We start from the raw sequence: 23,320 nt of genomic DNA, 5'->3' as shown, positions 1-23,320 counted from the left end.
AGTTCTCATTTTACACTGAACCAAGCCCGCGGCGCTTTATCATGGTTTCTTTCAAGAGGGCCATTCATGGACGGGAAGCTGCAGCTGCTACGCGAGGGACCGGTCGCACGGCTGCGGATGCAGCGCCCGGAGGTCCACAATGCCTTCGATGCCGAGCTGATCGCCGGGTTGACCCAGGCGCTGACCGAGCTGGCGGATGACACTTCGGTGCGCGTGGTGGTGCTGGAGGGCGATGGCGCTTCGTTCTCCGCCGGCGCCGACCTCAACTGGATGCGGGGCATGGCACAGATGAGCGAGGCCGAGAACCGCGAAGACTCGCTCGCCCTCGCCCGCCTGATGCGTACGCTGGACGAGTTGCCGAAGCCGACGATTGCCCGTGTGCAGGGTGCGGCCTTTGGCGGCGGCGTCGGTCTGGTGGCCTGTTGCGATATCGCCATCGGCGTGCCGGAGGCGAAGTTCGGTCTAACCGAGGCCAAGCTGGGCCTGTTGCCCGCCGTCATCTCTCCTTATGTGATCCGCGCGATCGGCCCGCGCGCGGCGCGGCGCTACTTCGCCACCGCCGAAATTTTCAGCGCCGAAGAAGCCCATCGCATCGGTTTGCTGCACGACGTGGTGAACAGCACCACCCTGGACACCGCAGTGCAGCGGCAGATCGACCTGCTCCTAAAGGCCGGCCCCATCGCCACCGCCAGCGCAAAAACCCTGGTGCGCGATGTCGCGGCACATGGCGACGCCGACCGCCACGATGCCGACAACGCCGCCTTGATCGCGCACCTGCGAGTCTCACCCGAAGGACAGGAAGGCCTGACCGCTTTCCTCGACAAGCGCAAGCCGAGCTGGATCAACGAGTAGTGGCCCCATCACTTTTTCGCAGCGGAATCACTCATTTTCCATGAGCAGAACGATCAATCGTCGTGGTTTCCTGAAAGGCACCCTGGCCAGCGCCGCCTTGCTGGTGGCCGGCGCCAACCTCGCCCGTGCCAACAAGTCGGGGCAGAAAAGGGCCGCCAACAGCGAATGGTTCATGCCCGACGAAGGCGAGCGGCACAGCCGTACGTGGATGGCGTTTGGTGCCAGTGCGCGGATCTGGGGCGATGACTTGCTGCCACTGGTGCAACGTAACTTGGCGACCTTGGCGCGCACCATCGCGCAATACGAGCCGGTGTCGATGCTGGTGCGTCCGCGCGAACGCAGCATCGCAAAAGGCTTGCTGGGCGATGCGCGCAACGTCACGCTGCTCGACTGCCCCATTGACGACTTGTGGATTCGCGACACCGGCCCGACCTTCCTCATCAACGAATTGAATGGCTTGGCCGCCGTCGATTTCAACTTCAACGGCTGGGGTCGCAAGCAGGCGCATGCACAGGATGCGAAGGTTGCCGCCTTCATCGCCCGCCAAGCCAAGGTGGAGCGTCTGCGCGCGAACCTGGTGATGGAAGGCGGCTGCATCGAAGTAGATGGCGAAGGCACCGCGATCATCACCGAGAGCTGCACACTCAACCGCAATCGCAACCCGAGCATGAGCAAGGCCGAGTTCGAGGATGAGTTGATGCCGCTGCTGGGCCTGGACAAAATCATCTGGCTGCCTGGCATCAAGGGCCGCGACATCACCGATGGTCATACCGATTTTTATGCACGCTTTGCGCGCCCTGGCGTGGTGGTGGCCGGATTGGAAATGGATCCCGACATCCATGATTACGATGTCACTCGCAAGCATCTGGAAATCTTGCAGAGTGCAACCGACGCCCAAGGCCGCAAACTGCAAGTATTGACGCTGGAATCACCGGCCAAGGTGCGCCCGCAGTGGGAAGACAACGAAGAGTTCGCTGCCGGTTACATCGGTTACTACGTCTGCAACGACGCGGTGATCATGCAGCAGTTTGGTGACCGTAACGCCGACGAGCAAGCACGCACCACCCTTGCCCGCGCCTTTCCCGATCGCAAAGTCATCCAGTTGGACATGGACGGCATTGCAGCCGGTGGAGGCAGCATCCATTGCGCTACCCAGCAGCAGCCCGCATAAAGAGAGCATCAATGAACGAGCCGCCCCCCCTTCGAAATCAAAGACTATCGCCAGCCGCTGGTGACCTCGCTCGGCGTGATCCTGGGTTTTTTGATCGGCTTCCTGGCCCAATGGGTGGCGGACGAGTCCTTCGCACTGACCAGCGCATCGGACTGGCTGATCTTCGCAGGCTGCATTGCCGGTGCCGCCATCCTGTTGCGGGTGCTCTTCCGAATGCTGATGCCACCCGACGGCAGCGAGCCGGTGGTCTTCTATCGGCAGACCCTGCGCCTGTACGTGATCGGCATCGCCACTGCCTTCCTTAGCCTGATTATTGCCGCCTTCCTGTGAATCATTCCCGCATGTTCGACAAAATCCTGATCGCCAACCGCGGCGAAATCGCTTGCCGCGTCATCCGCACCGCCCGTCGCATGGGTATCCGCACCGTCGCCGTGTACTCGGAGGCCGATGCCGATGCGCAGCATGTGCGATTGGCCGACGAAGCATGGCCGATCGGCGGCTCGCGTCCGCAAGACAGTTATCTGCGCAGTGATGTGATCTTGGATGTTGCTTTGAAGAGTGGCGCGCAGGCGATCCACCCCGGTTACGGTTTTTTGTCCGAGAACGCGGATTTCGCCGACGCGGTGGAAGCTGCGGGCATCACGTTCATCGGCCCGAAAGCGGCCTCGATGCGCAAGATGGGCAGCAAGGCGGGGGCGAAGGAGCTGATGCAGGCAGCCGGCGTACCGGTGGTGCCCGGCTACACCGGCGAAGACCAAACGCTTGCCACCCTGCAACGCGAAGGCGACCGCATCGGCTATCCCTTGATGATCAAAGCTGCACATGGCGGCGGTGGCAAGGGCATGCGCATCGTGCGCTCGTCGGAGGAGTTCGCGCCGAATCTCGAAAGCTGCCAGCGCGAAGCCGCGAATGCCTTCGGTCGTGATCGCGTGCTGCTGGAGCGCTACATCGAAAAGCCCCGCCACATCGAGATCCAGATCTTTGGTGATGCGTTCGGCCACGTCATCCATTTGAACGAGCGCGAATGCTCGGCGCAGCGCCGCTATCAGAAGGTGCTGGAAGAATCGCCCTCGCCCTTCCTCACGCCCGAACTGCGCGCAGCGATGGGCGAAGCTGCCGTCGCTGCGGGCCGCGCCATCGATTACCAGAACGCCGGCACGGTCGAATTCATCGTCGGACAGGACGGCCAGTTCTATTTCATGGAGATCAACACCCGCCTGCAGGTGGAGCACCCAGTGACCGAGCTCGTGACGGGGCTGGACTTGGTCGAATGGCAGCTGCGCGTGGCCGCTGGCGAGCCATTGCCACGCACTCAGGACAGCATTTACAGCAGCGGTCACGCGATTGAAGTGCGCCTCTACGCAGAAGACCCGGATGCCGGTTTCCTGCCGGGCTCGGGTACGTTGACGCGCCTGCGCCTGCCGGAATTCATGCCGGATGTGCGCATCGACTCGGGTGTGGTCGAAGGCGACACGGTGACGATCTTCTACGATCCGATGATCGCGAAGCTCATCGTGTTTGGCGTGGACCGTCCGCGGGCGCTGGCACGACTGCGTGAGGCGTTGGCCGCCTGCGAGATCGAAGGACCGAAGTCCAACATCGCGTTCCTCGAGCGTTTGGCGCGGCATCCGGCGATCGTTGGCGGCAGCATCGACACCGGCTATCTGGATCGCCACCTCGACGAATTCATTGGCGATGCTAAGGACGAAGCGGAATCACACGTGCTGCGAGCACTCGCTGCCGCTGTCTTGCGCATGCGCGAGGCACGTGCGAGCAATGCAACATCGCCATGGGACCTGCGTGATGGCTGGCGTTTGGATGGCGATGGCGACACGCCACTGCGCCTCATGGACGGCGACATCGATACCCATCTATCGATCAACGGGCATGATGGTGATTTCATCGTCCGCGAGGGCGATGCACTGACGTATCTCGAAGGCCTTCGCCTGCAAGGTGATGTACTGAGTGGCCGAATCAATGGCCGCGCGCGTCGTTGGCAAGTACGCAGCGATGGCGATGCCGTCAGCTTGCATGATGGTGAACGCCGGCATCGCTTGCTGCGCACACCGCTGCATCGACTGGATGATGTTGTTGGCGGCGGCAGTGGTGACCGCATCAAGGCCCCGATGCCCGGCCGCGTGGTGTTGGTGAAAACCCAACCTGGCGATGCGGTCAAGGCCGACGATGTGCTGATGGTGATGGAGGCGATGAAGATGGAACTCGCATTGAAGGCACCGCGTGACGGCATCGTCTCCGAAGTGCAGGCAGTCGAAGGCGAGTTTGTCGAAGCCGATGCCACCCTGATCACCCTGGAGCATTGAGATGGCGCTTCCCTCTTCCGTACGCATCGTCGAGGTCAGCCCCCGCGATGGCCTGCAGAACGAAAAGACGATGGTATCGACCGTCGACAAGATCGAGCTGATCAACCGACTGTCCGATTGCGGACTGAAAACCATCGAAGCCACCAGCTTCGTCAGCCCGAAATGGGTGCCGCAGATGGCCGACGCGGCCGAGGTCTATGCCGGCATCGACAAGCGTCCGGGCATCGCCTACCCCGTGTTGGTGCCCAATCTGCAGGGCTATGAACGCGCACGCGCCGTGGGCGTGCAAGAAATAGCTGTGTTCACCGCGGCCTCCGAGGCGTTCAACCAGAAGAACATCAATGCTTCCATCGCCGAATCACTGGAACGCTTCGCGCCGGTGATCACCGCTGCGCAAGACGATGGCGTGAGGGTGCGCGGTTACGTTTCCACCGTGCTGGGCTGCCCCTACCAAGGCGAGGTGCCGCTGTCGGATGTCGTGCGCGTGGCTAAAGACCTGTACGCGATGGGCTGCTATGAGATCTCGTTGGGTGACACCATCGGCGTCGGCACGCCGGCCAAGGCGCGGGCGATGTTGCAGGCGGTGGCCGCCGAAGTGCCGATGGATGCACTGGCGATCCACTTCCACGACACCTACGGGCAGGCATTGGCCAACATCCTGGCCTGCCTGGAGGAAGGCGTGTCGGTGGTCGATGCTGCGGTCGCCGGCACTGGCGGTTGCCCCTACGCCCAAGGCGCCAGCGGCAACGTCGCCAGCGAGGACGTGGCTTACATGCTGCAAGGCATGGGCATAAAAACTGGAATAGACTTCACAAAATTGGTCGGAACCGGCGTATGGTTGGCAGGGCGACTAGGCCGCGAAACAGGTAGCAAAGCAGGACGCGCATACGACCCATGAAGGATCGCCCAGCCCACGCCACAACGCATGTTCCCAACGGGGAACTCCAGAGCGAGCTGGGCAAGTTGGCTGCAGACCCTGATTCCCCCCCCGAAACCCGGCAACTAATTGCCAAGGCTTTGGCCGCCTGGCAAGAAACCGCCGCCGCCTACGATGCCGCCGAGCGTCGCTATCGCGGCCTGTTCGATGCGGTGCCCGACCCTGTCAGCATCATCGACTGGGACGGCACCGTGCTCGACATGAATTCCGCCGGTCTGCGCTTGTTTGGCCGCGACCGCGACATGCTGGTCGGCAAGCCGATCGAGACCATCAATCCAGACCTTCCGCGCGGCCATTTGATCCCGGTGCTGGATGCCCTGGGGCGCGGCGAAAGCTATGTAATTGAAGTCACCAACATGCGCGCCGATGGCACGCGTTTCCCGGTCGAAGTGCATTCGGCTTCGATTGATTATGAGGGCGCGCAACGCATCGTCGCCGTCGCTCGCGATCTGTCCAGCCGCGCCGATGTGGAACGACGTTATGCCGAGCTGATCGAATCGGTCGATAACGGCATCGTTGTGCAGGATGGCGAAGGCCGTGTCGTCCACATCAATAGCGCCGCGATGCGCATCCTTGGGTTGATGCCCGGTGATTCATCAGAAGCCGCGCTGACTTCCGGTCGATGGTTGGTAGTGGATGAACACGGACGACCTTTGTCGCCATCGCAACTCCCCCCCCAGGTCGCACGCAGCACCGGAAAGATGGTGGAAAGCCAGATTTTGGGTGTATTCCGCACCGACACCGACCAGTTCGCCTGGCTGTCAGTCACGGTGATTCCCAAATTCCACCCGCAGTCCGGCAAGCCCGATCAAACGCTCTCGCTGTTTAACGATGTCACCGCGCTCAAGCGCGACAGCGCGATGTTCCAGCGCGTGCAATCCCTTGCCACCATCGGTGCATGGGAATTCAATCAGGGCAATGCGCACGTGTATCTGACCGATGGCGCCCGTGGTGTGCTTGGACGCAGCGGCAATCTGGATTCGCTCGACATGTTCTGCGATTGCTTCGTCGGCACCGATGCGCTGCGTTTGGCCGCCGCCATCGATAAGGCATATGACGATGGCCGCGCGTTTTCGCTCGACCTGCGTACCATCCAATCCGCCGGTGCCGAGTGCTGGGTTCGCGTGCAGGGCGAACTAGATCGAAAAGATCCGTCCGGGCAGTGCTTGACTGGCACCGTTTCCGACATCAGCGAACGCAAGCTTGTCGAGGACACATTGCGCAAGCAGGCACGCACCGATCCGCTGACCGGGCTGCTCAACCGCGACGCCATTCTGGATGAGCTGCAGGCATACCTCGCGGGTGCATCGCCGAAGCTTGCCGTGCTGTACATCGACCTGGATCGCTTCAAAATAATCAACGATGTGTTGGGTCATAACGTCGGTGATCGTCTTCTGTGCGCGGTCGCCGAACGGCTATGGGCGGCGGTCGGCAATCGCGGGCTTTGTGCCCGTCTGGGTGGCGATGAATTCCTGGTCTTGTGCAGACTGACCAAGCCCGACATCCATATCGAAATCGCCGAGGCCATCCTCAGCGAAATTGCGCGGCCTTTCCGCATCGAACAAGAAGAATTTTCGGTCAGCGCCAGCATCGGCATCACTGAGTCGCCGCGCGACGGATGCGACGCGCTCGCCCTGATCCAGAACGCCGACGCGGCGATGTACGACAGCAAGCGACGCGCCTACAACGGCTGGCAAAGCTATACGGATGATCTCGCGCGACGCCAGCGAGATCGCCTACAAGTCGATTTCCAGATGCGCGGCGCACTCGACAACAACGAGCTCAGCCTGCTCTACCAGCCGCAAGTCGATCTGCGCACGGGCCTTGTCGTTGGCGCCGAGGCGCTGATGCGCTGGCACAACTCGCAACTCGGTGTGATGCGGCCCGACATCTTCATCAGTCACGCCGAAAGCACCGGCGAAATCATCCGCTTGGGTGCCTGGGCCCTGCGCGAAGCCTGCATGCAAGTGCGCCGCTGGCGTGACGAAGGCCACAACACGGTGCGCGTCGCGGTGAACGTCTCTTATCGACAATTTTTGGCCGATGATCTTGCCGGCACCGTCGAGGCGGCCTTGTCAGCAGCCGGAATTCCCGGCACCGCACTGGAGCTCGAATTTACCGAGCGCGTGTTGATTGAAGACGAGCCGGACACTTTGCGAATCTTCGCCCAGTTACGTGACTTGGGTGTGATGCTGTCCATCGATGATTTTGGCGAAGGCTATAGCGGCCTTAACTACCTGCGCCGCCTGCCCATCCACGGACTCAAACTTTCGCAACTTTTCCTCCAAGGCGTGCCCACCAACACCTCGGATGTCGCGGTATGCCAAGCGGTATCAGGCATCGCGCGCAGCCTGGGGCTAGGCTTGGTCGCGGAAGGCGTGGAGAACGAGGCACAGCGGCGTTTCCTGGTTGATTTGGGCGTGCCCGTAGGCCAAGGTTATCTTTTCGCTCCGGCGCTAAGCCCGGATGATTTCATCCAGCTCCTCAACACCCCGCCTTATGCCAAGCACGGCACCTGACGCATACCACCTCCGCCCGATTCGCCACGAGGACGATGCCGCGATGGCAGCAATCATCCGCAGTGTCATGCCCGAATTCGGTGCCAGCGGATGTGGCTTTGCCATCAACGACCCGGAAGTGGATTGGATGTCGAAGGCTTATGCCAAACCGCTCCACGCTTACTTCGTGATCGAGCGCGATGGCCAGGTGCTGGGCGGGGGCGGTATCGCGCCACTGGAAGGCGGGGAAGCGAGCGTCTGCGAGCTTCGCAAGATGTATTTCCTGCCGCAGGCTCGTGGCCTGGGTGCTGGCACGGCAATGATGGCGCGATGCCTCGATGCCGCACGTGACGCCGGTTTCCAGCAGTGCTATCTGGAAACACTGACCGGCATGGACGCGGCCATGCGCCTTTATGAGCGAAGCGGGTTCCACCGCATCGACCAGCCCATCGGCGCGACCGGCCATGGCGGCTGCAATACCTTCTACCTTCGCGACCTTTAGCAACTTGGACAGCCAGCGCCCCGCGCTACGCTAAAATCGGCGTTTTCCGCAGCAGGATTTCCCCATGCAGCTTTCCAACGCCCGCGCTATCGTCACCGGCGGCGTCTCCGGTCTCGGCTATGCCGTCGCCCAGCACCTGGTTGCCCACGGCGGCAAGGTTGCCTTGTTCGATGTCAACGAAGAGAAAGGCGCGGCTGCCGTAGCCGAATTGGGCGTAGACAAGGCCATCTTCATCAAGACCGATGTCACCGATGAGGCCGGTGTTGTCACCAATGTGGCGGCGGCGAAAGATTTCCTCGGCGGCCTGAATGCCTGCATCAATTGCGCCGGCATCCTGGGCGCGGGTCGCGTGCTGGGCCGTGAGGGCTCGATGAGGCTCTCGCAATTCCAGACCACGGTGATGGTGAACCTGGTGGGCAGCTTCAACGTGTCGAAAGCCTGCGCCGAACTGATGCAAAACAACGAGGCCGGCGTAGACGGCGAGCGCGGCATCATCATCAACACCGCATCTGTCGCTGCCTATGAAGGCCAGATTGGCCAAGCAGCATATTCGGCGTCCAAGGGCGGCGTGGTCGGAATGACACTGCCGATGGCGCGTGAGCTGGCCCGCTTCGGCATCCGCGTCATGACCATCGCGCCCGGCATCTTCTGGACGCCGATGGTCGATGGCATGCCCGACGACGTGCAGAAGTCGTTGTCGGCTTCCATCCCCTTCCCTTCGCGCCTCGGCAAACCGGAAGAGTTCGCGGATCTTGCCGCTTACATCATCGGCAACACCTACCTCAATGGCGAAACCATCCGTCTGGATGGCGCAACCCGTTTGGCACCCAAATGAACAACACAGGGCCCAATGATCGCGCGCAGCGCTGGGTGCTCGAACGCTGGCCAGCAATCCGGGCACGCGGTTTCGCCCGGTTCCTGTTGATCAAGGGATTGTTGGTCTGGGGCGGCATCATGTTCCTCGTGATGGGCGCCCTGACAACCTATCGTCTCGGCACCGACAACCCGCGCCTGCCGCTGGTGATTGGCTTGGCTGCCCTGCTCTGCGCCATCGGTGGGCTGGTCTGGGCCAGTCTCACCTGGTGGATCAACGAACGCATCTTCCGCTCACTAACCAGCGACCAAACTCCATGAAGGCTTACGACATCAAGAAAGGCAACGTCGTCGAACACAACGGCACCGTCTATCAAATCCGCGACATCGAACGCAGCAGCCCGCAAGGCCGCGGCGGTAACGTCAAATTCCGTTTCACCATGTACAGCGTGCCGGGCGGCAGCAAATTCGACCTTAGCCTGGGCGGTGACGACGAATTGAAGGAAGTCGAGCTTTCGCGGCGACAAGCCACGTTCTCTTACAAGGATGGCGATGCCTTCGTGTTCATGGACGACGAGGACTACACCCAATATCAACTCGATGCCGCGAACATCGGCGACGATGCGGGCTACATCACTGATGGCCTGACCGGTTGCTACGTGCAGATCATCGACGACCAGCCGGTCGCGCTGCAGCTTCCGACCTCGGTCGTTCTTGAAGTCATCGAAACTCCGCCTGAACTCAAGGGCGGCACCGCGACCAAACGCCCGAAACCGGCACGCCTCAACACCGGGATCGAGATCCAGGTCCCCGAGTACATCACCAATGGCGAGAAAGTGTGGGTCAACACCACGACCGGTGAGTTCGGTGGCCGCGCCGATTAAGTCCATGGGCGCAGGCTTATTGACGCTGATGTTGCTGGCGGCATGTTCCTCGCCGCCTGCCAACACGCCCGTACCTGAAACACTTGCAAAAGAACGGGGGGTCGATGTTGCGTCGGCACCTGTTCCGCAGGGTGCTACTACACCATCACAAGTAGAGAGCAACGACACGCACGTCGACGCCAACCAACTACCCGAGGATGTCCGCGAGTTCATCCTCAAGCAACGCATGTGCCGACATTTCAGCCGCCCCGAAACCGAAGGTGGCAATCCGGCGATGGCGAAGATGATGTGCCTGGGCGGCGACGAAACTGCGTGGAAGGCCTTGGTGCGCAAATATCAGGACGACGACACCATCGCCAGCGTCCTACTGGCCGAGCGCCCACCCACCGAGAAGCCTGCGAAGTGACTGACGCATTGAGCGGCTGGAGTGTTCGCCTGGAACCCCTCACCCGTGCCCACATCTCGCCACTGCAGGATGCGGTGGAAGATGGCGATATCGGCGGGATGCGTTACGTCAGCGTCCCAGACCGTGACGGCATGCCCGCATGGATCGAAAAAGCGTTGGCCATGCGCGATGCGGGCATCGAGCTACCTTTCGCCATCGTCGCAGACGGTCGTGTCGTCGGCAGCACGCGTTTCTACGATATCGATCTATCGGTGCCGACCGTCGCCATCGGTTACACCTTTCACGCTGCCTCCGTGTGGCGTACCCACGTCAACACCGCCAACAAGCGACTGATGTTGGGCCATGCCTTCGATACGCTGGGCGCGGCATCCGTGTTCTTCCACACCAGCCACGAGAATCTGCGCTCACAAGCGGCCATCGAACGCCTGGGTGCCCAAAAAGACGGCATCCTGCGTAGCCACAAGCGGCAAAAAGATGGTTCGCTACGCGATACGGTGACCTACTCAATCATCGCCAGCGAATGGCCTGATATCCGTGAGCGGCTGGATAGGCGACTGTCCAACATCCCACGCTGATCAGTCGAAGATCTTGCCCGGATTCATGATGTCGTCCGGGTCGAGCACGCGCTTGATGCCCTGCATCACCGCCACTTCTTCCGCGGTGCGCGTCCCGATCAAATAAGGCTTCTTCACCAGTCCGATGCCGTGCTCGGCGGAGATGCTGCCGCCATGGCGTGCCAAAAGACCGGCCAGCAACTTCGTCACCCTCTCGCAATCACGCAGGAAATCCGCTTGCGGCAAGTCGTCAGGCTTCAGCACGTTGATGTGCAGGTTGCCATCGCCGATATGGCCGAACCAGACGACTTCGAATTGCGGATATTCCTCGGCAATCAGGCGCTCGGCTTCGTGCAGGAACGCGGGTAACGCGGAGATCCGCAGCGCCACATCGTTCTTGTAGGGCGTGTACCGGGCCAGCGACTCGGTGATGCCTTCCCGCAAGCGCCACAGTTGTGCGGCCTGCGCATCACTACCTGCGATCACACCATCCAAGGCCCAGCCGCTTTCCAGCCCTTGTTCGAATAGTGACAAGGCCGCCACTTCATCCGCTTCACTTTCATGCGCATATTCAACAACGGCATAGAAGGGATGATCCTCGTCGAATGGCTGTTGTCCGCCATGCGCCAGCACGTGCTTCAATGCGACATCGGTGAAAAATTCGAACGCCTCGAGGCGCAAGCCATCGCGCAAGGCGGAAAACGCTGATAGCACCGCATCGAAATCCGGCAGAGCCAGCAGCATGACCTGCGTGGGCGGCGGTGGCGCGGTCAGTTTCAGCATCGCCTCCACCACGATGCCCAGCGTCCCTTCCGCGCCGATGATCAGTTGGCGCAAGTCGTAGCCACTGGAGTTTTTCACCAAGCCCTTGTTGAGATGCAGCACCTCACCCGCCCCGGTCACGACCGTCAGCCCGGCGATCCACTCGCGTGTGTTGCCGTAGCGCAGGACGCGAATGCCGCCCGCATTGGTCGCGATGTTGCCGCCGATGCTGCAGGAGCCGCGCGCGGCGAAATCGACCGGGTACTGCAAGCCCTGCGCACACGCCGCTTCCTGTACCAACTGCAGCGGGATGCCGGCCTGCACCGTGAGCATGCGATCCACCGGATCAAACGCCAGCACCTTATTCATGCGCTCAAGGCTGATGACCACTTCGCCGTTCGCCGCCACCGCGCCGCCAGACAGGCCGGTTCGCCCGCCCGAAGGCACCAGTGCAATCTGATGCTCACGCGCCCAATGCACGATCCCGACTACTTCATCCACTGAAGCAGGCAAGGCGATCGCACACGGCGCTGGCGTCCAGCGGCGCGTCCAGTCGCGCCCGTAATGCTCAAGCTCCGATGCGTCGGTCAACAGACGCAGATCGGGCAAGGCATCGCGCAAGGCATCTAGGGCGGCATCCATACGTCCAATTTACTCCAAACGCATGCGTATGTAGCACAATGGGCGCAGCCCTCATCGCGAGCCGACCGTGTCTCCCACGTCTTTCCCGAAGTCCGACATCCGCGTGCTGCTGCTGGAGGGCATCAGCCCGACCGCGGCGCAGATTTTCGTCGACGCCGGTTACAGCGACATCCGCCGCTTCGAGAAAGCCCTGCCGCCCGAGCAACTGGCCGCAGAACTGCGTGAAGCACATATCGTCGGCATTCGCTCGCGCACCAAGCTCGATGCCGCGATGGTCAATGAGGGGCGCAAGTTGATCGCGATCGGTGCGTTCTGCATCGGCACCAACCAGATCGATCTGGGCGCCGCCAAGCTGGCCGGCATTCCGGTGTTCAATGCGCCCTATTCCAACACCCGCAGCGTGGCCGAACTGGTGATCGCCGAGGCGATCATGCTGATGCGCGGCATCCCGCAAAAATCCGCCGAGTGCCATCGCGGCGGGTGGAGCAAATCGGCCAGCGGCAGCCACGAGATCCGCGGCAAGACGCTCGGCATCGTCGGTTACGGCCACATCGGCACGCAGATCGGGGTGATGGCCGAAGCACTCGGCATGCACGTGATCTACCACGACATCGAGACCAAGCTTGCGCTTGGCAATGCGCGCAACGCGGGTGATCTGGACGCGCTCCTCGCGATGAGCGACATCGTCACCTTGCACGTGCCGGAAACACCCGCGACACAACGCATGATCGGTGCAACACAGATCGCCAAGATGAAGCCCGGCGCTCACCTCTTGAACGCTTCGCGCGGGACGGTCGTGGATATCGATGCGCTGGCCGATGCGCTGCGTACTGGCCATATCGCGGGGGCCGCGGTCGATGTTTTCCCATTGGAGCCCGAAGGCAATGCCGATCCGTTCGTGTCGCCACTGTGCGGCATGGACAACGTCATCCTGACCCCGCACATCGGCGGCAGCACGCTGGAGGCGCAGGACAACATCGGCGCGGAAGTCGCGGCCAAGCTGGTGCGCTACAGCGACAACGGCAGCACACTCTCGGCGGTCAATTTTCCCGAGGTCACCCTGCCCGGCCATGTCGGCAGCCATCGCTTCCTGCACATCCATCGCAACGTGCCCGGCGTGCTCTCGCGCATCAACGAGGTGTTCTCCGCGCGCGGCATCAACATCGACGGCCAGTATCTGCGCACTGATCCGGAAGTTGGCTATGTCGTCATCGATGCGGCATCGGATCGGGAAGAGGCCAATCGCCTGCGTGAAGCGCTGGCTGGCATCGAAGGGACGTTGCGCACGCGCGTGCTTTACTGACACGCGCTCAGCGCTCAGGACAACGTGCGCTCCAACCAGTGACGCGCCATGCGTCGCAACGATTCGTCCGCATCGGCATCGGCCGCGAGTGCGGCGATATCGCGCCAGGCCAAATCCAGCGATTCGTCGCTGACCGCGAACTCTTCACTGTCTCCGGCATACACGACAAAACGCACGTCGTAATGCCAATGGCCGGGCACGCCCTTGTGCTCCGGGATCCAATGCCGATCCAGGTCATAAATCTGCGGCTCGACGCTTAAGCCGGTCAGCCCGGATTCTTCTTCCGCCTCTTTCAGCGCGACCCGCGAAAGGTCTTCGTCGCCATCGGCATGACCGCCCAACTGCAACCAACGTCCCAGTTTTCGATGGTGCGTCAAGAGCGTGCGTCGCCCATCCCCACTCACCAACCAACTGGAGGCAGTGAAATGCCCAGCCAACCGTTCACGACGGTACGCAATCCCACCTTCTACTGCCAATTCAGCAAAAACGGCTAGGTTCTTCGCTTCTTCGCCGTCTTGTGCCTGAGCCCACTCTTCCAGGCGCGCATTGAAATCCCATGGTCTATTCATACAAGGATGCTGCATCGCATCACGTTCTCTTGCAAGCCGTGGCTAAATAGATGCCTTGTGCTGGCGGGCAAATGCCGGTTATGGTCGCGGCTGCTCGTCGTTTCGGGCAACCCAATCAATAGCTGTTGCCCTAGGGGAGAACGCAATGCTGTTCCAACGCGTCAAGCCACTCGACAAGATTCTTGAAACCGCCGAAAAGAAATCGCTGAAGCGCCAGCTGGGTGCCTTCCAGCTGACCATGCTCGGCATCGGCGCCATCATCGGCACCGGCATTTTCGTACTCACCGCTGAAGCTGGCCAGAAGGCTGGTCCGGGCATGATGTTCGCCTTCGTGATCGCCGCCATCGTCTGTGCACTCGCTGCGCTCGCGTATTCGGAACTGGCTTCGATGGTGCCTGTGTCCGGTTCGGCGTACACCTACACCTACGGCGTGATGGGCGAAGCACTCGCCTGGACAGTCGGCTGGGCGCTGGTGCTGGAATACGCCGTCGCTGCCGGCGCCGTCTCGGTCGGTTGGTCCGGCTACATGAACGGCTTGCTGGAAGGCACAGCTTTCGAGCTACCTCGAGCGCTCAAGACCGGCCCCATGGATGGCGGCGCGTTCAACGTACTGGCTTTCGGCATCGCGCTGGTGGTTACCGGCCTTTTGGTCATCGGCACCTCCAAGTCGGCCAAGGTCAACGCGATCCTGGTGTTGATCAAGGTCGCTGCACTGACCGCCTTTGTCGCCGTCACCGTGCCGTCGGTTGACCGCACCAACTTCGAACCCTTCTTCCCGACCGGTTGGGGCAGCCCGCTGGGCGGCGTCGGCGTGTTGGGCGCGGCGGCATCGATCTTCTTCGCCTACGTGGGCTTCGATGCGGTCTCGACGGCGGCGGAAGAAACCAAGAACCCGAACCGCAACATCCCGATCGGTTTGATCGGCTCGCTCTTGGTCTGCACCATTTTCTACATGCTGGTCAGCTACGGCGCAGTAGGCGCAATCGGCGCACAGCCGATGCTGGATGCCGCCGGCCTCGCCATCCACCCCGGCACGCCGGAAATGGCCGCCGCCTGCGCCGCCAACAATCCAGACGCACTGGTCTGCAGCAAGGAGCCGCTGGCCCACGTGTTGAAGGAAATGAACCACGGCACTCTGGGTTACATGGTGGGCCTGGCCGCCGCGCTGGCACTGCCTTCGGTCATCCTGATGATGATCTATGGCCAGACGCGCATCTTCTTCACCATGTCGCGTGACGGTCTGCTGCCGGAAGTACTGTCCAAGGTGCATCCGAAGTACCACACCCCGCACGTGGTGACGATCATTACCGGCATCTTCGTCGCCCTGTTCGCGGCGATGTTCCCGGTCGGCATCCTGGCCGACATCTCCAACTCGGGCACGCTGTTCGCCTTCATGGCGGTAGCGGCTGGTGTATTGATCCTGCGCAAGCGCGAGCCAAACCGCCCGCGTCCTTTCCGCACGCCGATGGTATGGCTGGTCTGCCCGCTGGCGATCGCCGGTTGCTTGCTGCTGTTCCTCAACCTGTCGATGGGCACGCTGGCGATGTTCTTCGGCTGGGCCATCTTCGGCCTGATCGTGTACGCGCTCTACGGCTACCGCAACAGCGACCTGGCCCGCGGCATCAAGGGTCCGGAAGGCGGCCCGAAGATCGACCCGGAACCGCCTTTCCACGAAGGCCCGCAAGCCTGATTGGATGTGGTGATGAAAAACGGCGCGGACTTCCGCGCCGTTTTTCTTTTGCCCCGCGAAAAGGCGAGACGTTGCCGATCCGTCATCCGGGATTCGCTACACTCATGCCCATGAATGCACCCTTGCCCTACGACCCGATCCGCCTGCGCCATCTCGCCGGCGAGCTCATCACCAATATCCGCGAGCTGGGACATGCTGGCTGGACGCCCGCGACCAGCAGCAACTTCTCGATGCGCCTGGACGACCAACATGCCGCCGTGACCGTGTCGGGCCGCAACAAGACCAAGTTGTGCGAAGCTGACATCATGGTCGTGGATTTCGACGGCAACCCTGTCGCGACCGAGTTGAAACCGTCCGCGGAAACGTTGCTGCACACCCAGCTGTATCGCCGCTTTCCTGAGATTGGCTGCGTGCTGCATACGCACTCGCTGGTGCAAACCGTGGCGTCACGGCTGTTCGCGCCGCAAGGCCATGTGCGTTTCGAAGACTACGAACTGCAGAAAGCCTTCGTCGGCAACACCACCCACGATGACTCGATGGATGTGCCGGTCTTCGCCAATACGCAAGACATGCATGAGTTGGCTGCCAAGGTCGAGGCAGCGCTCGACAAGCAATCCATGTGGGGCTACTTGATCGAAGGCCACGGCCTGTACGCCTGGGGTCGCGACATGGCCGAAGCCCGCCGCCATCTGGAAGCCTTCGAGTTCCTGCTGGCTTGCGAGCTGAAAATGCTGGAGTTGAAGCGATGAGTCGTTTGCGTATCTTCCAGGACACTGCACCGGATTCGCCTCTTTCTACGCACGATGAGGCGGCAGACATCGGTAAGGCCTTGTCGACGATCGGGGTCGGCTTCGAGCAGTGGGCAGCCTCGCAACCCGTCGCTCCTGGCGATGCACCGGACAAGATCATGGACGCCTATCGCGTCGACATCGATCGCCTGGTCGAGGCGAACGGCTTCCGCACGGTGGATGTCGTCAGCATCGCGCCGGACAATCCGCAAAAAGACGTCATGCGAACCAAGTTCCTGGATGAGCACTTCCACAAGGAAGACGAGGTACGATTCTTCGTCGCGGGCTCGGGCCTGTTCACCCTACACGTCGATGACAAGGTCTATGAGGTGTTGTGCGAGGCCGGCGACCTGATCTCGGTCCCGGACAGCATGACCCACTGGTTCGACATGGGCCCGGATCCGAGCTTCATCGCCATCCGCTTCTTCACCGAACCGGACGGCTGGGTCGGTCACTTCACCGGCACGGACATCGCGCAACGCTTCCCGCGCTATGAACTCGGTCAGGCGCGTCCCGCCCCATGAAGCCCGTCATCCTCACTGATATTGAAGGCACGACCTCCAGCATCTCCTTCGTCAAGGACGTGCTGTTCCCGTATGCGCGCGCGGCCCTGCCTGGCTTCGTCCGCGAGAACGCAGACAAGCCTGAGGTCCGTCGCTGGCTGGATGCCGTCGCCACCGAACACGGCACAATGTGCGATGACGATATGGTTGTCGAAGTGCTGCAAGGCTGGATCGACGAAGACCGCAAGCATACGGCGCTCAAGGCCCTGCAAGGCATGGTGTGGGAAGCCGGCTACACCGATGGCGATTTCACCGCACCGTTGTATCCCGATGTCGCACCGGCGCTGCGACGCTGGCATGCCGAAGGCTATCCGCTGGCCGTGTTCTCTTCCGGCTCGGTGCCTGCGCAAAAGCTGCTGTTCGGCCACACCGATGACGGCGACCTGATCCCGCTCTTCGATGCCTTCTTCGACACGGAAGTCGGCCACAAGCGCGAGGCGGGCAGCTACCGGGAGATCACCGCCAGACTGGGACGCAGTGCCAGCGACATCGTGTTCCTGTCGGATGTGGTGGAAGAACTCGATGCCGCACGCGAAGCCGGCATGCGCACCGTGCTGTTGGACCGCCGCGAGGACTACCCCGGGCCGCGCCTGGGCGATGCGGCAAACGGACATGAGCGCGTGGAGTCGTTTGCCGATATCCGGCCCTGAGCCCCACCCTCACGGCATCGCATCATCCAAACGATAGCTGACGGTGCCCGAATGCACGGCACCTGCTTGCAACGACGCACGCACTTCGACTTGATGCGCCCCGACTGCCAGGTCGGTCGGCAACGCCCCGCGCCACAAATGTGGTGATGGCGCGGCTTCGGGCGAACGGTCATAATCTCGCAGGGCGTCGGCCTGATCGTCGCGGAAATTTTCGGCAACTAACACGGGATCTGGCTGCATCACCTTGCGCATCGGTTGCCATTCGCCGCCATCGACACGATATTCGATCACGCTGTCGTCGTCGGCCATATAGACATTCGCGTATACGCCCCATGCCGGATAAGCCCCGCGGCGCAGCACCTTGGGCGCATGCAAATGCATGGTTTGTGCCGGATCGACGGCCGGGTGATAGCTCAGCGCATAGTGGCCATCGTCTTGAACCAACAAGCGTGCCCAACCCTTGGGCGTGCCGTCGGCCATGGTCGAAACGGGTACGCCTTGCGCGTCCTTGACGCCCGACCAGAATGCGCCGCAAGTCGCGCCCACGTTGTATTCGTGCAGCGGATTCGCGCCATGCCAGCCGGTTTCCGCGCCGTGGAAAACGTGTTGCTGCGTATGGCTGTGCGCAGAAAGCAAGAGCACGTGCGGAAAATCCTTGAGCAGCGAGAACAGTCGCTCGCGATCAGCATCCCGGAATGTGTCTCGCCCAGCCCCTTCGAACAACGGGATATGCATCGACAGCACCAACAAGCGGTCCTTGCGGGCGTGAGCGAGATAGGCCTCCAGGAAAGCGAACTGCGCGTCACGCAAGCCTCCGATGTACTTGGGCGATGCATCTGGCTGCCAGATCACGTCATCGAGCACGATGAAATTGGCCTCCGGCTCTTCCCAAACGAAGGTGTCAGGACCGAAAGCATCATGGAAGCCATCCAACGAGCGCGCGTCATCGGGTGATTCGAGATTGATGTCGTGGTTGCCGGGTGCGTGCAGCCATGGCACGTGCATACGGGCAGTCTCCCGCTTGATGGCGGGATAGAGCGACAAGTCATCATCCACGACATCGCCCAGCGTCAGGCCAAGGTCGGCCACTTGCCCTGCCCATGTCATGCGAACGCCATGCATCTTGGCCGCGGCATCATCAATGACCCTATCAACTATGCCGCGTGCGTAATGCCCGACATCCACGCTCGATTTTGGCTGCGGATCGCCAAACACCAACACCCGCAGGCCCTTATCCCGCAATGGCGGATGCTTTTCTGCCTGCAGGGCAAAATCGCAGGTAGCCGACGAGGCATGCCCCACCCAGTGACTGGGCATACCATCGCTGCGCCGTGGCAAGGAATAGCCTGCAGGTTTGATGACGAAAACCATGCCTTCCAGGGCGGCCGGCAAACGATAACGCCCCCTCGCATCGCTGTGTACGATGTCGCGACCATTGGAGACACGGATGCCCGGCATGCCAGCTTCATCGGAGCCACGCCGGCCATTGCCATCCCGGTCCAGATAGACAACGCCTTGCTGACACGCTTGCGCCTGACCTGTCAGAGGTGCGACGGCGGTCAGGCCCGACAACATCAATGCAATCACGGTGGATATCTTGGTCATGCGCGGATTATCGCCCCGCGCGAAGCCGCCATGCGAATGTCGGGCTATCCGCGTCGATCAGCCAATACCGAGAGCACGTCCTGAATCGACATCCCCCGCGAACGGAGCAGCACTAGCAAGTGAAACAGCAGATCAGCCGACTCATCAAGCACTGACTTGTCGTCTTGCGCGACGGCCGCCAAAGCAACCTCGACGCCCTCCTCGCCCACTTTTTGCGCGATGCCGCGCACGCCCGACTGGAACAAGCGGGTCGTGTAGCTGCCATCGGGGCGATCTCGCTCTCGTGCCGTGATCACGCCATCCAGCTCGGCCAACACGTTCGCCGGTGCTGCGGGAAAGCAGCTGGCGCGTCCCAGGTGGCAGGTGGGTCCGTTCGGGTTCGCCTGCACCAGCAACGTGTCTGCATCGCAATCCACTTCGATATTGACGAGCTGAAGGGTGTTTCCGGATGTCTCGCCCTTCGTCCACAAACGGTTGCGTGTACGGCTGTAGAACGTGACGCGCCCATCGTGCAAGGTGATGGCGAGCGACTCACGCGACATCCAGCCCATCATCAAGACCTGAAGCGTGGTCGCATCCTGCACGATGGCGGGGATCAGCCCGCCCTGCTTTCTCCAGTCGAGTCTGTCGATGTCGATCATGCAGGCCTCACGGGAATTTGTGATGTAAGCAACGTCTGTTTGAGTTGCGGGATTTTTACGACACCCGAATGGAACACCGAAGCCGCCAGCGCGCCATCGACGTCAGCTTGCTCGAAGACTGTCACGAAATCATCGATACACCCCGCGCCGCCGGATGCAATCAAAGGCACATGGCATGCCTCGCGTACTGCCGAAAGCTGCTCGATGTCATAACCAGAACGCACGCCATCACTAGCCATGCAATTGAGCACGATTTCTCCCGCGCCTGCGACTTGAGCATGCATTACCCAATCCAAAGTTCGCCATTTCAATTTTTTCAGTGTGCTCGTGTCGCCCGTGTGGCTGCGCACGCGCCACTCGCCATCGGCATCGCGTTCGGAATCGATCCCCACCACCACGCACTGCACGCCGAACGCATCGGCCAATTCGGTGATCAACGCCGGGCGGTCTAGTGCCGGCGTGTTGATCGACACCTTGTCGGCTCCGGCATCCAAAATGACGCGTGCGTCCTCGATGCTTCGTATGCCGCCCGCCACGCAAAAGGGGATATCGATCACCCGCGCCACTCTTTCGACCCAGCCAAGATCCACACTGCGCCCTTGCGGACTTGCAGTGATGTCATAAAAGACCAGTTCATCGGCGCCCTCGTCGCGATAGCGCGTGGCAAGCGAAACGATGTCTCCCATGTCGACGTGATCGCGAAAGCGCACGCCTTTGACGACATGGCCATCACGTACATCCAAACAGGGGATGATGCGGCGGCTCAGCATTGCAATGCCTCGCTTAGCTCCAACTGGCCTTCCAGCAATGCCTTGCCCAACACGACGCCCTTGCAACCTGCATCGCGCGCCGCCTTGATGTCGTCGATGCCGCGAATGCCGCCGCTGGCTTGCAAAGCGACACTCGGCAGCAGTCCCGTGAGCCGTCGATATAGGTCGATGTTGGGCCCTTGCAGCATCCCGTCGCGAGCAATGTCTGTGCACAGCAAATGACGGAGACCGGCGCGCGCATAGCGGCCTGCAAAGTCTTCCAACGTCTCCGTCGCCGACTCTGTCCAACCATGCACGGGCAAGCGCCAGGCACCGGATGTATCCTGCCGCGTGTCGAGTGCGACAGTGATGTGTTCGCTGCCGAACTCGGCGATCCAATCGAAAACTTCATCGGGCTCGCGCACCGACAAAGAGCCCACCACCACACGCGACACGCCAACATCGAGCAGGCGCTGCACATCATCGCGGTTGCGGACGCCACCGCCGGTCTGGACCCGCAATCCGGTACCACTGGTCAACTTGCGCAGCAAGGGGTACAAGCGATAACCCCCTTCGCGCGCGGCATCCAGATCAACCAGATGCAACCACTTCGCCCCCGCCAGCGCATAGCGCTCGGCCAGCCCAGCAGGATCGTCGCCGTAGCGTGTTTCCAGCGCGTAATCGCCCTGCCGAAGCCGTACAACACGCCCCCCACGCACATCGATCGCAGGGTATTGAATGAAATCGTTCATGGTGCCCACCGCAGGAAATTACCCAGCACGCGTTCGCCTACCTTTGACGATTTTTCGGGGTGAAATTGCGCGCCGCAGCGATGATCTTGCTGGACAATCGCAGCGAAATCGCTGCCATGCGTGGTGCGGGCTATGCAGGTACTGTTCACGGGTACCGCATAAGAGTGAACGAAGTAAGCTTGTGCACCAGCCTCGACACCCGACAACAAGGGTGAGTCGGCCATGGTGTTCAGCACGTTCCAGCCCATGTGCGGCACACGAATGCCCTGACCCGGTTGCAACTTGCGCACCCGACCAGACATGAGCCCCAGGCACTCGACATCGCCTTCCTCTGAATGTTCGAACAGCAACTGCATGCCAAGGCAAATCCCCATCGTGGGCGCTGTCGCATCGCGCAACGCATCCACCAGCCCACGCTCGCGTAGCAAGCGCATCGCACCCGCGGCCTCACCCACCCCAGGCAGGATGATGCGATCAGGGTCACCCAACGCATCCGCATCACGGACACGCCGCGGCGAGTGGCCCAAGCGATCAAGCGCATGGATCACCGAACCAAAGTTGGCCCCGCCCGCGTCAATCAAGGCGATATCCATCACAGCACGCCCTTGGTGCTGGGCAGATCGCAACCATCACGGCTGATCGCAATGCGCAATGCGCGCGCAACGCCTTTGAAACAAGCCTCGACCTTGTGGTGATCGTTGTCACCTTCAATTTTCAAATTAAGGGTGATGCCGCCGCTTTCGCACAATGATCGGAAGAAATGTGTCACCAACTCCGTCGGCAGATCGCCCACCCGTTCACGCGAGAACCCGCCACGGAACGTGAAACAAGGGCGTCCAGACAAATCCAGTGCAACACTCGCAAGGGCTTCATCCATCGGCAACAGAAAACCGTAGCGGGCAACCCCTCGCTTGTCGCCCAAGGCCTGAGCAAGTGCTTGTCCCAGTGCAAGCGCACAATCTTCAACCACGTGGTGTTCGTCCACGTGGAGGTCACCCTTGCACGCCAGTGTCAGGCCGAAGCCGCCGTGTTTGCCGAGTTGCGCCAGCATGTGATCGAAGAATCCGAGTCCGGTCGATACGGCGGGCTCCGACGGCCCATCCAGATCAACGCTGACGACGATGCGGGTTTCAGCCGTGTTGCGTTCTACGCGAGCGGTTCGCGGCGCATCCACCAACTCATGGGCGATGGAAAGCCAGTCCGTGCCTTCACCGAACTCTGCCGTGGCCAACTTGAATCCACGAATGCCCAGGTTGTCGGCGAAGGCTATGTCGGTGTCCCGATCACCCACCATCGCCGAACGCGTCCAATCGATGCGGCGGTCACGCACATACGGCATCACCAATCCGGTGCCCGGCTTGCGCGTGGGCGCGGGATCGGCCGCCGTACTGACATCCACCAGTACGTCTCGAAAGTGTATTCCTTGGCTTTCGAACACATCCAGCATCGCATGCTGTGGAACGTCGAAATCTTCTTGCGGGAAGGCATCGGTGCCTAGTCCGTCCTGATTGGTGACGATGACGAACTGCCAACCTGCGTCACGTAGCTTAAGCAATGCGGGGATCACGTCTTCGACCAAGCGTAATTTGTCGAGTCGATCCACCTGATGGTCCTGCGGCTCCTTGATCAAGGTGCCATCGCGGTCGACGAACAAGATGGGTTGCAAGG

Annotated in this window: 25 protein-coding genes; 17 read left to right on the top strand and 8 right to left on the bottom strand. The window is 61.4% G+C overall.

The window, feature by feature from the left end:
* Positions 1 to 66 precede the first annotated feature (66 nt).
* The 12 genes from BW989_RS10600 (at position 67) to BW989_RS10545 (ending at position 10,959) form a co-directional block, all read left to right on the top strand.
* On the top strand, positions 67 to 852 hold the full coding sequence (locus tag BW989_RS10600) for an enoyl-CoA hydratase/isomerase family protein (protein WP_076588111.1): 786 nt from the start codon (positions 67 to 69) through the stop codon (positions 850 to 852).
* Between the two features lie 40 nt (positions 853 to 892).
* Positions 893 to 2,023, top strand: a complete 1,131-nt coding sequence (locus BW989_RS10595) for an agmatine deiminase family protein (protein ID WP_076588109.1) — start codon at positions 893 to 895, stop codon at positions 2,021 to 2,023.
* Between the two features lie 60 nt (positions 2,024 to 2,083).
* Positions 2,084 to 2,353 (top strand): hypothetical protein, encoded by a 270-nt coding sequence (locus BW989_RS10590; RefSeq protein WP_083688497.1) that lies wholly within the window; start codon positions 2,084 to 2,086, stop codon positions 2,351 to 2,353.
* An 11-nt stretch (positions 2,354 to 2,364) separates the two neighbouring features.
* Positions 2,365 to 4,344: an acetyl/propionyl/methylcrotonyl-CoA carboxylase subunit alpha gene (locus BW989_RS10585; protein ID WP_076588105.1), complete on the top strand. Its 1,980-nt coding sequence runs from the start codon at positions 2,365 to 2,367 to the stop codon at positions 4,342 to 4,344.
* A 1-nt stretch (position 4,345) separates the two neighbouring features.
* Positions 4,346 to 5,242 carry a hydroxymethylglutaryl-CoA lyase gene (locus BW989_RS10580; RefSeq protein ID WP_076588103.1) on the top strand — a complete coding sequence of 299 codons (897 nt, stop codon included), beginning with the start codon at positions 4,346 to 4,348 and terminating at the stop codon, positions 5,240 to 5,242.
* Positions 5,239 to 7,800, top strand: coding sequence for a sensor domain-containing protein (locus BW989_RS10575; protein ID WP_076588101.1), 2,562 nt, complete (start codon positions 5,239 to 5,241; stop codon positions 7,798 to 7,800). Before BW989_RS10580 ends, BW989_RS10575 begins: the two co-directional genes overlap by 4 nt.
* Entirely contained in the window at positions 7,781 to 8,281 is a 501-nt protein-coding gene (locus BW989_RS10570; protein ID WP_076588099.1) for a GNAT family N-acetyltransferase, read from the top strand. Before BW989_RS10575 ends, BW989_RS10570 begins: the two co-directional genes overlap by 20 nt.
* Before the next feature lie 64 nt (positions 8,282 to 8,345).
* Positions 8,346 to 9,116: an SDR family NAD(P)-dependent oxidoreductase gene (locus tag BW989_RS10565; protein WP_076588097.1), complete on the top strand. Its 771-nt coding sequence runs from the start codon at positions 8,346 to 8,348 to the stop codon at positions 9,114 to 9,116.
* Positions 9,113 to 9,415, top strand: a complete 303-nt coding sequence (locus BW989_RS10560) for a hypothetical protein (RefSeq protein ID WP_076588095.1) — start codon at positions 9,113 to 9,115, stop codon at positions 9,413 to 9,415. Before BW989_RS10565 ends, BW989_RS10560 begins: the two co-directional genes overlap by 4 nt.
* Positions 9,412 to 9,978 (top strand): elongation factor P-like protein YeiP, encoded by a 567-nt coding sequence (gene yeiP, locus BW989_RS10555; protein WP_076588094.1) that lies wholly within the window; start codon positions 9,412 to 9,414, stop codon positions 9,976 to 9,978. Before BW989_RS10560 ends, yeiP begins: the two co-directional genes overlap by 4 nt.
* Positions 9,962 to 10,384 (top strand): hypothetical protein, encoded by a 423-nt coding sequence (locus BW989_RS10550; protein ID WP_129582906.1) that lies wholly within the window; start codon positions 9,962 to 9,964, stop codon positions 10,382 to 10,384. Before yeiP ends, BW989_RS10550 begins: the two co-directional genes overlap by 17 nt.
* A complete protein-coding gene (locus BW989_RS10545) occupies positions 10,381 to 10,959 on the top strand; it encodes a GNAT family N-acetyltransferase (protein WP_076588090.1) in 579 nt (192 codons plus the stop codon). The genes BW989_RS10550 and BW989_RS10545 overlap by 4 nt, the downstream gene beginning before the upstream one ends.
* On the opposite strand, the gene BW989_RS10540 is transcribed toward BW989_RS10545, so the two are convergent.
* Positions 10,960 to 12,342 (bottom strand): FAD-binding oxidoreductase, encoded by a 1,383-nt coding sequence (locus BW989_RS10540; RefSeq protein WP_076588089.1) that lies wholly within the window; start codon positions 12,340 to 12,342, stop codon positions 10,960 to 10,962.
* Positions 12,343 to 12,409: 67 nt separating this feature from the next.
* On the opposite strand from BW989_RS10540, the gene serA reads away from it, so the two are divergent.
* On the top strand, positions 12,410 to 13,645 hold the full coding sequence (gene serA, locus BW989_RS10535; protein ID WP_076588087.1) for a phosphoglycerate dehydrogenase: 1,236 nt from the start codon (positions 12,410 to 12,412) through the stop codon (positions 13,643 to 13,645).
* 14 nt (positions 13,646 to 13,659) lie between these two features.
* Here serA and BW989_RS10530 read toward each other — a convergent pair whose 3' ends face one another.
* Complete coding sequence (locus BW989_RS10530; protein ID WP_076588086.1) at positions 13,660 to 14,214, bottom strand: NUDIX hydrolase; 555 nt, start codon at positions 14,212 to 14,214, stop codon at positions 13,660 to 13,662.
* A 145-nt stretch (positions 14,215 to 14,359) separates the two neighbouring features.
* Here BW989_RS10530 and BW989_RS10525 point away from each other — a divergent pair, with 145 nt between their 5' ends.
* The 4 genes from BW989_RS10525 to mtnC all read left to right on the top strand — a co-directional run bounded on the left by BW989_RS10525 (position 14,360) and on the right by mtnC (position 17,905).
* Positions 14,360 to 15,904 carry an amino acid permease gene (locus tag BW989_RS10525; protein ID WP_076588084.1) on the top strand — a complete coding sequence of 515 codons (1,545 nt, stop codon included), beginning with the start codon at positions 14,360 to 14,362 and terminating at the stop codon, positions 15,902 to 15,904.
* 110 nt (positions 15,905 to 16,014) lie between these two features.
* Positions 16,015 to 16,653 (top strand): methylthioribulose 1-phosphate dehydratase, encoded by a 639-nt coding sequence (locus BW989_RS10520; protein ID WP_076588083.1) that lies wholly within the window; start codon positions 16,015 to 16,017, stop codon positions 16,651 to 16,653.
* Entirely contained in the window at positions 16,650 to 17,216 is a 567-nt protein-coding gene (locus tag BW989_RS10515; protein ID WP_076588081.1) for a 1,2-dihydroxy-3-keto-5-methylthiopentene dioxygenase, read from the top strand. The genes BW989_RS10520 and BW989_RS10515 overlap by 4 nt, the downstream gene beginning before the upstream one ends.
* Positions 17,213 to 17,905 (top strand): acireductone synthase, encoded by a 693-nt coding sequence (gene mtnC, locus BW989_RS10510; RefSeq protein WP_076588079.1) that lies wholly within the window; start codon positions 17,213 to 17,215, stop codon positions 17,903 to 17,905. The genes BW989_RS10515 and mtnC overlap by 4 nt, the downstream gene beginning before the upstream one ends.
* 9 nt (positions 17,906 to 17,914) lie before the next feature.
* On the opposite strand, the gene BW989_RS10505 is transcribed toward mtnC, so the two are convergent.
* From BW989_RS10505 to hisB, 6 genes are read right to left on the bottom strand one after another with little or no spacing between them, the layout of a single operon-like run.
* The gene (locus BW989_RS10505; protein ID WP_076588077.1) at positions 17,915 to 19,510 is read right to left on the bottom strand and encodes a calcineurin-like phosphoesterase C-terminal domain-containing protein; all 1,596 of its coding nucleotides are present in this window, start codon (positions 19,508 to 19,510) and stop codon (positions 17,915 to 17,917) included.
* A 44-nt stretch (positions 19,511 to 19,554) separates the two neighbouring features.
* Positions 19,555 to 20,151 (bottom strand): bifunctional phosphoribosyl-AMP cyclohydrolase/phosphoribosyl-ATP diphosphatase HisIE, encoded by a 597-nt coding sequence (hisIE, locus tag BW989_RS10500; protein ID WP_076588075.1) that lies wholly within the window; start codon positions 20,149 to 20,151, stop codon positions 19,555 to 19,557.
* The gene (gene hisF / locus BW989_RS10495; protein WP_076588073.1) at positions 20,148 to 20,921 is read right to left on the bottom strand and encodes an imidazole glycerol phosphate synthase subunit HisF; all 774 of its coding nucleotides are present in this window, start codon (positions 20,919 to 20,921) and stop codon (positions 20,148 to 20,150) included. The genes hisIE and hisF overlap by 4 nt, the downstream gene beginning before the upstream one ends.
* Positions 20,915 to 21,652 carry a 1-(5-phosphoribosyl)-5-[(5-phosphoribosylamino)methylideneamino]imidazole-4-carboxamide isomerase gene (gene hisA, locus BW989_RS10490; RefSeq protein ID WP_076588071.1) on the bottom strand — a complete coding sequence of 246 codons (738 nt, stop codon included), beginning with the start codon at positions 21,650 to 21,652 and terminating at the stop codon, positions 20,915 to 20,917. The genes hisF and hisA overlap by 7 nt, the downstream gene beginning before the upstream one ends.
* The gene (hisH, locus tag BW989_RS10485; RefSeq protein ID WP_076588069.1) at positions 21,649 to 22,248 is read right to left on the bottom strand and encodes an imidazole glycerol phosphate synthase subunit HisH; all 600 of its coding nucleotides are present in this window, start codon (positions 22,246 to 22,248) and stop codon (positions 21,649 to 21,651) included. Before hisH ends, hisA begins: the two co-directional genes overlap by 4 nt.
* A complete protein-coding gene (hisB, locus tag BW989_RS10480; protein ID WP_076588380.1) occupies positions 22,245 to 23,318 on the bottom strand; it encodes a bifunctional histidinol-phosphatase/imidazoleglycerol-phosphate dehydratase HisB in 1,074 nt (357 codons plus the stop codon). Before hisB ends, hisH begins: the two co-directional genes overlap by 4 nt.
* Positions 23,319 to 23,320: the final 2 nt, after the last annotated feature.

It is taken from the genome of Solilutibacter tolerans, from assembly GCF_900155935.1.
GTDB classification, from domain to species: domain Bacteria; phylum Pseudomonadota; class Gammaproteobacteria; order Xanthomonadales; family Xanthomonadaceae; genus Solilutibacter; species Solilutibacter tolerans.
This window is presented reverse-complemented; position numbering and strand designations above follow the sequence as displayed.